Annotated in this window: 12 protein-coding genes; 10 read left to right on the plus strand and 2 right to left on the minus strand. The window is 33.6% G+C overall.

What is annotated here, in order from left to right; all coding sequences use genetic code 11:
• The first annotated feature begins 82 nt into the window (after positions 1-82).
• The 6 genes from KKC53_03085 (at position 83) to phnC (ending at position 4,984) form a co-directional block, all read left to right on the plus strand.
• Entirely contained in the window at positions 83-943 is an 861-nt protein-coding gene (locus KKC53_03085) for a hypothetical protein (protein MBU2598149.1), read from the plus strand.
• 154 nt (positions 944-1,097) lie between these two features.
• Positions 1,098-1,625, plus strand: coding sequence for an adenine phosphoribosyltransferase (gene apt, locus KKC53_03090; GenBank protein ID MBU2598150.1), 528 nt, complete (start codon positions 1,098-1,100; stop codon positions 1,623-1,625).
• Between the two features lie 80 nt (positions 1,626-1,705).
• The gene (locus KKC53_03095) at positions 1,706-2,152 is read left to right on the plus strand and encodes a universal stress protein (protein MBU2598151.1); all 447 of its coding nucleotides are present in this window, start codon (positions 1,706-1,708) and stop codon (positions 2,150-2,152) included.
• A 216-nt stretch (positions 2,153-2,368) separates the two neighbouring features.
• On the plus strand, positions 2,369-2,833 hold the full coding sequence (locus KKC53_03100; GenBank protein MBU2598152.1) for a DUF1844 domain-containing protein: 465 nt from the start codon (positions 2,369-2,371) through the stop codon (positions 2,831-2,833).
• 317 nt (positions 2,834-3,150) lie between these two features.
• Positions 3,151-4,056, plus strand: coding sequence for a phosphate/phosphite/phosphonate ABC transporter substrate-binding protein (locus KKC53_03105; GenBank protein MBU2598153.1), 906 nt, complete (start codon positions 3,151-3,153; stop codon positions 4,054-4,056).
• Positions 4,057-4,225: 169 nt separating this feature from the next.
• Entirely contained in the window at positions 4,226-4,984 is a 759-nt protein-coding gene (gene phnC / locus KKC53_03110; protein ID MBU2598154.1) for a phosphonate ABC transporter ATP-binding protein, read from the plus strand.
• A gap of 277 nt (positions 4,985-5,261) precedes the next feature.
• On the opposite strand, the gene KKC53_03115 is transcribed toward phnC, so the two are convergent.
• Positions 5,262-5,543 carry a hypothetical protein gene (locus KKC53_03115; protein ID MBU2598155.1) on the minus strand — a complete coding sequence of 94 codons (282 nt, stop codon included), beginning with the start codon at positions 5,541-5,543 and terminating at the stop codon, positions 5,262-5,264.
• A gap of 37 nt (positions 5,544-5,580) precedes the next feature.
• On the opposite strand from KKC53_03115, the gene phnE reads away from it, so the two are divergent.
• Positions 5,581-6,378, plus strand: coding sequence for a phosphonate ABC transporter, permease protein PhnE (gene phnE / locus KKC53_03120; protein MBU2598156.1), 798 nt, complete (start codon positions 5,581-5,583; stop codon positions 6,376-6,378).
• An 81-nt stretch (positions 6,379-6,459) separates the two neighbouring features.
• Here the strand turns inward: phnE and KKC53_03125 are convergent, their stop codons facing one another.
• Positions 6,460-7,413: a phosphate/phosphite/phosphonate ABC transporter substrate-binding protein gene (locus KKC53_03125; GenBank protein ID MBU2598157.1), complete on the minus strand. Its 954-nt coding sequence runs from the start codon at positions 7,411-7,413 to the stop codon at positions 6,460-6,462.
• Between the two features lie 257 nt (positions 7,414-7,670).
• Between KKC53_03125 and KKC53_03130 the strand changes: the two genes are divergently transcribed.
• The 3 genes from KKC53_03130 to KKC53_03140 all read left to right on the plus strand — a co-directional run.
• Positions 7,671-9,089, plus strand: coding sequence for an HD domain-containing protein (locus KKC53_03130; protein ID MBU2598158.1), 1,419 nt, complete (start codon positions 7,671-7,673; stop codon positions 9,087-9,089).
• A gap of 168 nt (positions 9,090-9,257) precedes the next feature.
• Positions 9,258-10,427: an ATP-binding protein gene (locus KKC53_03135; GenBank protein MBU2598159.1), complete on the plus strand. Its 1,170-nt coding sequence runs from the start codon at positions 9,258-9,260 to the stop codon at positions 10,425-10,427.
• A 101-nt stretch (positions 10,428-10,528) separates the two neighbouring features.
• Positions 10,529-11,751: M20/M25/M40 family metallo-hydrolase (locus KKC53_03140; protein MBU2598160.1), on the plus strand; the 1,223-nt coding region annotated here is incomplete at its 3' end.

The raw sequence follows: 11,751 nt of genomic DNA on the forward strand, positions 1-11,751 counted from the left end.
TGGGAAATCGAAAATTATCGTGATTTTCTTGCTGATAGGAGAACAAAGATTGCTGAAACTATAAATCAATTTATGCAGAAATTTGAATAAAATAAATCTACATTATGATATAGATTATTTTAGTAGAGGAAAAGATTATGATTATATGTTTCCAAAGGAAGAACTTGTAAATTCATTTGGTAGAACTTGCTATGCTTTAGGTATTGATTTAGAAAGTCAAAAGAATATTCATATTGATATAGAGATGCGAGATAAGAAATCTCCAAGAGCATTTATGTGTCCAGTTAGAATTCCAGATGAAATTTATTTAAATATAATGCCAGAAGGTGGAATTAGTGACTATAGATCACTTTTTCACGAGGGAGGTCATTCTCAACATTTTGCAAATGTTGGAAAGAAATTGTCATTTGAATTTAAATATTTAGGAGATGATGCTGTAACAGAAGGATACGCCTTTTTGTTTAACTATCTTTTTCTCTCACCATATTGGTTAAAAGATTTCTTAGGGATAGAAGATGCAGATAGTTTAATTAGATTTTTACTTAATAGAAAATTCTATATGCTTAGAAGATATTCTGGAAAGATAATTTATGAAACTAAATTTCATGATGGTAGTTCAATAGAGGGTAAAGATGAGATTTATAAAGACATTTTATCATCTGCTACTATGGTTGAATATGTACCAGAAAAATATTTATCCGATTTGGATGAGGGATTTTATGTATCAAATTATCTAAGAGCATGGCTTTTTGAGGCTCAAATAAGGCAGTATTTTGAAGAAAAATATGGACCAAAATGGTATGCGAATGAAAAGGTTGGAGATCTTTTAAGAGAAATGTGGTATTACGGTCAAAAATATAATGTTGAAGAAATTTTAGATCAGTTAGGATTAGGAGAATTATCAATGGAGCCGTTAATAAATCAATTTCAAAAATTAAAATAATGATATAATTATTTTTTGTTACTTTAAAATGTTTTTACATAGTTATTTTATGGTTGCAAAGTAAAAAATGATCAGTTACCCTATTCAGAGGGAAGAGACTTTTAAGTTAGTGATGTGGTAATATGTCAAGAGAAATTATAAGAGGAGGTTAATTGTGAAAAAGAATGAACTTGAGAAAAAGATAAGAGACATTCCAGGATTTCCAAAAGAGGGAATAATTTTTAAAGATATAACACCTTTACTTTTAGATCCAGAGTCTTATAAGAAGGCTATTGATTTAATGGCAGATTATTATAAGAGTAAAAAAATTACTTCAATAATTTCTGCAGAAGCAAGAGGATTTATTTTTGGGAGTACTTTAGCTTATAAATTAGGGGTTGGATTTATACCAGCTCGTAAACCGGGTAAACTTCCTTATAAAACAGTTAGACAAGAGTATGAGCTTGAATATGGAACAGATGCTTTAGAGATACACGAAGATGCCATAAAGTTTGGAGACAGAGTACTTATTGTTGATGATGTTGTGGCTACAGGTGGAACTACTGTAGCGCAAGCAGAGTTGGTTGAGAAAATGGGTGGGGAAGTAGTCGGTTTTTGCTTTTTGGTTGAATTAGCCTTTTTAAAACCAAGAGAGAAGCTAAAAGGATATGATGTATTTTCACTAATTGTATGTGATAAATAAAGTGCAACAATAAGAAAAGTAAAGAATAACTAAAGAATAATACAAGACTATTTTTAAATTTGGATTAAGGTGAAAAGGAAATGGGTGCATATAGAAAGATAGTATGTGCTACAAGAGGTGGAAAGGCATCGAAAAAAACTGAGGAAAGAGCAATTGAAATTGCAAAAGCAACAAATGCTAAGCTTACATTTATTCACGTTGTAAATACAGATCTGGACTTTTTAAAGAGTAGTACTGGAAAGTTAGTCTTAGATACAGTTCAAGGTGATTTAAGAGAATGTGGTCGATTAATATTAAGCATGGCTCAAAATAGAGCAAAAAAAGCTGGAATTAATGCCAAAAGTGAGATGAGGGAAGGGATTATTTCAGAACAGATAGAGGAATTTTTAAGAAAGCGTAAGGATATAAATCTATTAGTAATGGGATGTACTACCGAGGAAGGAAAGTCATCTGTAGGAAAAGCAAGAGAACTGGCAGAAAGAATAAGAAAAGATTTGGGCATAGATGTATTATTACTTGAAGATTAATTCATTTTAGGAATTATTAAAAGTTAGTCTTTGAAAGTTGAATTCACAATAATTTCAAAGCATTAAGTAAAAATTTTTTCATAAATTTAAAAAAGTATTAGCTAAATATTTTGAAAGACTTTTTTATTATGTTGACTAAATAAGCTTCATATATATTTAAAATCTTCTTTATAAAAACATTATTTTTAGACCGTTCTATATACGAGGTGATCATTTATGGCTAATAAAGGTGATAAAGATAAAGAGAAAAGAGATAAAAATAGAAAAACTAAGCAAGCAAGAAAGAAAAAAGTAGGTAAAAAGAATGAACAGGAAATGAAAAAAACCAAAAGTATAAAAGCTAACCACGAAAGAGAAAAAGAGGAAACTAAAAAGACTGATGAAGAAAGGAAAAAAGAAGAAGAATTTCTAAAAAAACTAAAAGAGCAGATGGAAAAGATCACTGTAAAAGATGTTGTAATGCAGATGATGACCAGCTTATCGAGTTTAGGTTATCAAAAATTGGGACTTCCCGAGGAACAAAACAAGAAATATTTGGATTTAAAACAGGCAAAATTAGCCATAGACGCATTAGCTGCTCTTGTTAGTGCTTGTGAGAAAAATCTCTCTCATGAAGAGTACATAGCTTATAAAAACACACTCTCTAATCTTCAAATAACTTATGTTGGCAAATCTAAATAACAATTTAATTAATAAATTTAAAAAAATTTAATGTTTTTTATTAAAAATGTGATAATATAATTTACGAAAAAATTGGAATTGAATTGGTATTGTTAAAGAAATGCGTAGCAATTATCTTACAAAAGAAAGGAGGGATGAGAAAAATCATATTTTCTAATAATTACCTAACTAAAACAAGTGAAAAAATTCAGAATTTCTTGTATTAATATAAAAGTAGTATGTATAAAGAATGTAGATATTAAGACTTATTTATTAGGTAAATTATTAAGTTAGTTGAATTGCTTGTCATTTAAAACTTTAAAAAAGGAGGAATTAAAGTGACTAAAAAGCGTATATTTGTAATGGGATTGATCATGAGCTTGTTGACAATGGGCTTGCTGACTTCCTGTGCACCAAAAGAAGCGGAATTGGGTACAGAGGAGAATCCAATCATACTATCTTTCGTGCCCTCTGGTGACACCCCGGATATCATCGAAAGCGCTGATGAAATAGCTAAACTCCTGTCAGAGAAAACAGGATATGTTATTAAAGGTAACGTAGCAACCAGCTATTCAGCAGTTATTGAAGCCATGGGTACTGGTAAAGCACATATAGGTACCTTAGCAACATTCGCCTACATATTAGCAAACCAGAAGTATGGTGTTGACTGTGCACTGGTCTCCACAAGATACGGAACTCCCTTCTACAAAGGTCAAATAATTGCTGGAGCAGACACAGGTATCACCAAATTAGAGGATCTGAAAGGCAAAACAATGTGCTGGGTGGATGCAACTTCAACCTCTGGTTACATCATTCCAAGAGTTATGCTTAAGGCAGCAGGAGTAGATCCAGACACTGACCTGGCTCAGCAAACAGAGGCTGGTTCCCATGATGCAGTCGCTCTATCAGTCTATCAAGGTGACTGTGATGCAGGAGCAATGTATATTGACGCTCGAGACAAGATAGAGGAACAATATCCTGATGTTAAGGAAAAGACAATAGTTATTGCAGAATCACCGGAGATTCCCAATGATGGTCTACAGTTCATAAAGGAATTTCCATCTGAGATGAGAGATAAGATTGTAAAGGCCTTTTTGGAGATTATGGGTACTGATGAAGGTGTAGAGGCTATGGGGAAGGCTTATGGATGGGAAGGAGTAGTGGAAAAGGACGACTCCTTCTATGATGACTTCCGAAAAGTCCTTGATGCCTCTGGCATTGACGTCGAGGAGTTGGCTAAGTAAGTAGGAAACACCCTGATTAGTATTACTTAAGTTAAGGTAAAGAAGGGGAAATTTAAGTACCCTTCTTTACCTTATTAGGTCTTATCCAATATTTATATTTTTTATATAATAGTAAGGAAGGAGATTTGTTTCTCCTCTTATCTATATTCTCAAATGAAGGAGAAAAACCTTGCTAAAAGTTGAGAATTTGACAAAGACTTATGATGATGGCACCGTTGCTTTAAAGGATGTGAGTTTTGAAGTACCGGATGGTGAATTCCTGGTGGTATTAGGACTCAGCGGAGCGGGTAAATCCACCCTACTCAGGTGCATTAACCGTCTTATTGAGCCCACGGAAGGCAGGATTATTTGGGATGGAACAGACATAACAGCTGCATCAATGGAGGGATTAAGGCAGATAAGACGCCACATCGGAATGGTCTTTCAGGAGTTTAATCTTGTGGAGCGATCCTCGGTTATGACCAATGTTCTATCGGGGAGGTTGGGTTATATAAAACCCTGGCTAAGTGTACTTCATCGATTCCCAAAAAAGGAAGTTGATAGAGCATTAAAAAACCTGGAACGCGTGGGCATAGCTGATCTAGCAAATAAACGTGCAGATGAGTTGAGTGGTGGGCAGCGACAAAGAGTAGGTATCGCTCGCGCTTTAATGCAGGAGCCACGCTTGATGCTTGCTGATGAACCGGTTGCTAGCTTGGACCCTGTTCTAGCTCATTCTATCCTAAGATACCTGGAACAACTCAATCAGGAGGATGGGATAACAGTTCTCTGTAGTCTGCATTTCCTGGATTTGGTTCGCCGTTACGCTTCGCATGTGGTTGGATTGAAAGATGGACAGGTGGTTTTTCAGGGAATTCCTGAAGAGATTACAGATCAGCGCTTCAAAGAAATTTATGGTGAAGAAGCTGAGCGAATAACAGTTACTTAGAAGGATACATGAAACAAAAAAAATCATCTATTCTCAGTTCAATCTTATCTTTAATCATCCCAGGTTCAGGACAAGTATATGCTGGATATCCATCGCGTGGAGTAGCATTCTTCATAACCATATTAGTTACTTTGCTTATGGTGATATGGAGGAGGAATGATCTTCTCTATACAGGCATAGCAGTAACCTGGTTATGGAATGTGTGGGATGCTTATAACCTGGCGCGGGGTAGAAGACTTTCTTCTGTGATTCCCTTCTTAATAATGGTCATAATCATCTACATAATAGGATGGGGAGTAACTGGAATTAATCTCCATCGTCTTTTTACAGAAGTAGCGGATGTCAAACCTTTAGTTTCCAGTCTTTTTAAACCCGCTGTTCTTGAGCGTGATATCGAAAAACTGGTAGGTGAAGTCCTGTTTGAATCGCCATGTTCAGATTCCCCACCCTCAAAAGGACCCCCTGTGGAGAGTGAACCGTACATAATTTTTATGGACAAGACGTGTGGTGAACCAGGTGATACATTCACTATTGAAGGTGGTAACTTCTGGCCTTCCACGAAAGGTTATATATGGTGGTCAAATATAGCTGGTGAGATGGAGTTTCGAATCCGACACAAAGGTGACTATCTGACGTTCGAAACTGATGAAGAAGGAAAGATTTCACCCATTACTGTCATTGCACAGGAACCATTCGCTGAGGCCAAAGGTAAAGGACCACAACTATGGCGCGTTCAAGCGCGCATGAAGCGCGAAGTTGGATCTCTACATCTCAGTAATACATTTTTCCTGGTGATAGAGAAAATGATAGAAACAGTTTTCCTGGCTCTGATGGCTACAACAATAGCCATTCTTGTAGCAATCCCTATAAGCTTCTTAGCAGCCCGCAACCTAATGAGTGTCAACCCTATTAGTGTGGCAATTTATTATGTTGTACGCACTATCCTCAATGTTTTGCGGTCCGTTGAGCCCTTGATCATGGCTATAATTTTTGTAGTGTGGGTAGGATTAGGACCCTTCGCAGGAGTACTGGCTCTGGCTGTACACTCTATTGCTGCACTGGGCAAGCTTTACTCAGAGGTAGTAGAATCCATAGACCCTGGTCCCATCGAAGCTATAACATCTACAGGTGCTAATCGTCTGCAAACCATAGTTTATGCAGTTATACCCCAGGTTGTACCACCTTATCTGGCTTTTACCATCTATCGTTGGGATATAAATGTCCGTATGAGCACAATAATCGGTTTTGTAGGTGGTGGAGGTTTAGGATATCTATTACAGCAGTGGATTCGTCTATTTATGTACAAAGAAGCAGGTGCTGCGGTGTGGGCTATTGTTATAGTTGTGGCTATCATGGACTTTGCAAGTGCCAAAGCACGTGAGAAAATGATCTAATTTGATATTGATAAATAATAAGTGGAAAATATGTTGAATTTTTAACATTAGTTTAATGAATGATGAAAATCTATAGATTTTCTACTCTTTCTTTTCAAACAGTTCGGGAACAAGATCCAAAGCCTCTCTAACAGGATCATACACAGAATCATCAGTTGGTATATATCCAGTGTGTCTATAAAGTTCGTTCACTGCCAATAGTCCCTCTTCGGTTTCCACAATTTCCAAAAGAGCATTCTTTATTTTTTCTTTCATCTCATCTGGTATGTCTTCAATTATACTAATAGTATCATATGGAATCTCATCAGTATATGCTATGACTTTTACCTTCTCTTTTACATCTGGGAATTTATCTTCAACTATGTCTCTTGCATCATCAAAGGTGGCACCACAATCAATTTCTTTGTTATAAACAGCTAAAACGGTAGCATCATGTGATCCATCCATAGAGTTTATTTCTGAGAAGAAAGTTTTATAGTCATATCCCTCTTTTACTAAAAGAGCCATTGGATATATGAATCCTGATGTTGATGATGGGTCGGAGTAGGCAAAAGTTTTACCCTCTAAGTCTGCTATGTCTTCAATATCACTATCAACATGAACAATTATTTGTCCTTTGTAATAAGGTTTTCCATAACGAACAGATGTGAGTAATACTTCAATATTACACTTATCTTTAGCAATAACATATTGAACTGTTGCTAACCATCCAATATGAGTATTTCCAGTACACATAGATTCTATTAATGCAGCATAGCTAGTAGCAACAAAGCTTTCTATTTTATATCCTGTTCTTTCTTCTATCATCTTTTCAACCTTTTCACCACTTGCTAAGATTCTATCTGCTTCTCCGGATGGTGCAAAAGCCATAACTAATGGATTTTCAGCAGTTCCAAACTCCGCAACTTCTTCAGTGGGTTCCTCAGTAGGTTCAACAACTTCTTCTGCTGCAGGACAACCAGTAAGCGTAAGTGACAAAGACATAATAATTGATAGAGTTACAATTGTTAGAAATATCTTTTTAAGAAAATTCATTTAAACCTCCTTATTATTTTTTAATGGACTAATGCAAAATGATGTGTTAGTCTCTTTATATTGTTTTTATATAATTTAAAATAGGAGATAAAATAATGATAATATTATATAATAGATATTCTAATAGATATTCCATTCAAGTTTTCAAAGAACAATTTTACAGAAAATATAAAACAGTCTCAAATAATATTTTTTATAAATAGAGCAGAAGTATATTTTATCTATATATTTTGATAGTGAATTTTTGGAGGAATTAAATGATAACTTATTTTCGCCCATACAATAGCAAGATAGCAGATCCAATATATAAATATATTGAAATAACTTCAAAACCAATTAAGGAAAAAGAGGTAACAGAAAGAGATTTAATAAACTCACCATGGATGCAAAGGCTTACAAGGATTCATCAATTGCAAAGCACCTGGTGGGTGTATCCCGGAGGAGAACATAGTAGATTTCAACACTCATTAGGAGTTATGTATATGGCTAGTGAATTTGCAAGGCAGCTATATCCATCCCTAAGTAAGGTTTGTAAAAAATATGGTGAAGATATACCCTCAGAGGAATTTGTTGTGGAAACTGCGAGATTGGCTGGTCTTTTCCATGATGTGGGACATGGTCCCTATGGTCATTTACTTGATTTTGTAGTACTAAAACCAACATATAATACTAATCATGAAAAAATCTCTCAAAAAATAATCAGGGAAAAATATAAGGAAAATATAGAAAAAATAATTCGCTCTCCCAAAGGATACTTTAGAAAAGATGAAAAATTGGATGTAGAGGATATATGTATTTTATTAAGAAGACCTGAATCAGGTGAAGTAGAATCTGAGAAAAGATGGGTTAAAGAACTTAGATGTCTATTCTCTGGATTATATAGCGCAGATATAATGGATTACCTTCAGAGAGATTCATATTATTGTGGAACTCCAGAATTAGGATTAATAGATGCAAAAAGACTGATAGCAGATTCTTTTATTGATGAGAATGGTTTAAATCTGCATATTGATTCAGCATCATCATTGAAACAGTTCATTACATCAAGAATTCAGATGTATGATAGAGTTTATTGGCATAAGAGAGGAAGAGCCTGTGATCTCCAAATAATAGATATCTTAGCTGATACCTATAAACTGATGGGATTTAAAAATCCAGAGAAGGATTTGGATAATTATTACAATCTGAATGATTGGTATCTATTTACTACTATGCTAAATTGGGTAGAAAGTAAGGACGATAAAAAGAGGGAAATTGGAAAAATCTGGCGGGATTTAATTAATCAGAATCTTTACTGGCATGAAGCATTCTCATATTCAGTCAGGTTTACAAAAACTCTTCTTCCAGGAACAAGAGTTAAAAGTCCTGAGGAGGTAGAGGAGGACATAAGAAAGGAACTACCTAAAAATTTAAGGGGTTTAGAATTAAAAGTAGATACTCCAGATATAGATGTTAGACCCGAGAATCCAAGGTTGAGTAGACAAAAAGTAAATATATATGATGATAAAACAAAAAAGCACTCTGTTTTTGACTTTGAGAAATTGACTGCAGAGATTCCGATAAAATTTATGAGCATGAGAGTATTTATCAAAGAAAGAAAACATATTCCTGATGTCTATAAAGCAGCTGAGAAAGTATTTGTGACATCATTTAAAGAACAAGGAGAAAACTTCTAAACTCACCATTTTCAAAGTTATTAATACTATTTGTAAATTAAGCTTTACAAAAAGTACTACTATTTGTAAAATAGACTTGACATAAAGTGCTACTTTTTGTAAAATACAGTTGACAAATAGTATTTCTATTTTACAATATAAACTATGTTAAGGTTTTAAATATAAGCTATGATAAAGAAACGCGATTTATTTCAGAAGATTAATCCATATATTAAAGCTCCAGAAGCTATAATTGTCACTGGAATGCGCAGGACCGGTAAAACTACACTTCTAAACTATTTCTTTAATAGGATTGATTCCGATAATAAATTATTTATAGATTTAGAGAATCCTGTAAATCGACGATATTTTGAGGTTAAAAATTATGAAGAGGTTAGATCAACATTTGAATTTTTAGGCATAGAGCTTGATAGGAAGTCATATATTTTTCTTGATGAGATTCAGTTTGTCAAAGAAATACCTTCAATTGTGAAATATTTTATTGATCATTATCAGATAAAGTTCTTCATGACCGGGTCAGCAAGCTTTTATTTAAAGAATCTTTTTACTGAATCTTTAGTTGGACGAAAATATCTCTTTGAACTTTTACCTTTAACTTTTCAGGAATTCCTTCATTTTAAAAACTTAGATTATATAATCACTGAAAATAAAAAAAAGATTTCACTGTCAATTTTTGATACAATTTCCCCTTATTATGATGAATATCTTCTTTATGGAGGATTTCCTGGTGTTGTTTTAAAGACAACTATAAAGGAGAAGAAGAAAACTCTTGAGGATATATTTTCTTCATTCTTCCAATTAGAGGTAGTTCAACTTGGTGATTATCGTCGAAATGAAATTATAAGAAACTTGATGCTTTTACTACTATCTCGTATTGGTTCTAAACTAAGTATTCAGAAATTAGCAATAGAACTTGGTATATCACGTCCAACTCTTTATAAATATCTCTCATTTCTTGAAGGGACTTATTTTATATCACTGGTTAGACCCTATAGCAGGGGAAAAGATATTGAAATAAGGAAGACTCCCAAAGTTTATGTATGTGATTCTGGGTTAGCTAATCTCTTTGCTAAAGTTGACGAGGGTCATCTTTTTGAAAACTCAGTATTTCACAACTTACAAGTAAAAGGTGAGATAAATTATTATCATCGTAAGAGTGGAGTTGAGATTGATTTCATATTAAATAAGAAGAAAGCTTATGAGGTAAAAATAAATCCTACTGATTCTGATATCAGGAGGTTAAAACTTCTGATTAAAAAAATGGGACTTAAAGATTTTAAAATAATTTCCAAGAATTATTCTCCTTTAGAAAATATTATTTATGGCTTCATGATATAATCGCCATTTAAATGTAGGGCAATGCTTTAGTCTTTTTTCCAGATTAAGCATTGTAAAATAAAACTAAATTTTACAAATGCAATTTTAAAGGGTTGCTCTACATGTATAATAATTTAAGAATTTTAACAATAAAAATATTAATAATAGAAAGGATTAAAATGCAATTATCAGATAAAAAATGGGAAGATGTAAAAAAAGAAGCTACACAACTACTTAGAGAGCATATAAGAATAAATACAACTAATCCGCCTGGAAATGAAATAGAAGGAGCTAAGTTTTTAAAACATTTTTTAGAAAAAGAAGGCTTTGAATGTAATATTTTTGAAAGCGAAAAAGGAAGAGGAAATATAGTCACAAGACTTAAAGGTACAGGTGAAGCACCATCATTACTTTTACTTTCACATATTGATGTAGTTCCTGCAGATGAAGATAAATGGGAATATCATCCATTTTCAGGAGAACTTGTTGATAATAATATATGGGGAAGAGGTGCACTTGATTGTAAATCTCTTGGAATAGCTGAACTCATGGTGATGTTGCTCTTAAAAAGAGAAAGAATAAAGCTAAAAGGTGATGTTGTTTTAGCTGCAACTGCAGATGAAGAGGCTGGTGGAGTATTTGGTGCAGAATGGATGGTAAAGGAAAAATTTCCTTTAATAAAAACAGATTATGTAATAAATGAAGGTGGAGGAGATGGAATTCTAACTGATAAGGGATATGTTTTTCTTTGTCAAACAGCAGAGAAGGGAATCTACTGGATGAGATTAAAATTCAAGGGGAGACCAGGTCATGGTTCAATGCCTCATGAAGATAACTGTATAGCAAAAATGGCTAAAGCTATAAATATAATCTCATCATATTTATCTCCCATAAAAGTAAATGATGTTGTAGAAAAATTTGTTGAGGGATTTGGTATAGATAAAAAAGTATTTGACCCAAATTTAAGCAAGCAAATTTTGAAAGCTATTGAGGATAAAAAAATGGCTTACTGGATAAACGCTATGATGAGAAACACATTCTCACCAAATGTAGTAAAGGGTGGTAAAAAAACAAATGTTATTCCAAGTGAATGCTATTTAGAAGTTGATTCGAGAGTACTTCCAGGATATGAGCCAGAATATGTTTTAGAGGAGCTAAGAAAGTTATTAAAAGATATTGTCGAATTTGATGTTGAAATTATTCAAGAATCAATTCCGAGTCGATCACCTCTTCAAAGTCCTTTATATAAACTACTTGAAGAAACTATAAAAAAGTGGAACTTAAAAGCAAAATTAATTCCTTTTATGCAGGTTGGTGGAACAGATTCAAGATTTTTTAGAGAAAA

It is taken from the genome of Actinomycetota bacterium (genome assembly GCA_018830725.1).
In the GTDB taxonomy this organism is placed as follows: Bacteria; Actinomycetota; Humimicrobiia; order JAHJRV01; family JAHJRV01; genus JAHJRV01.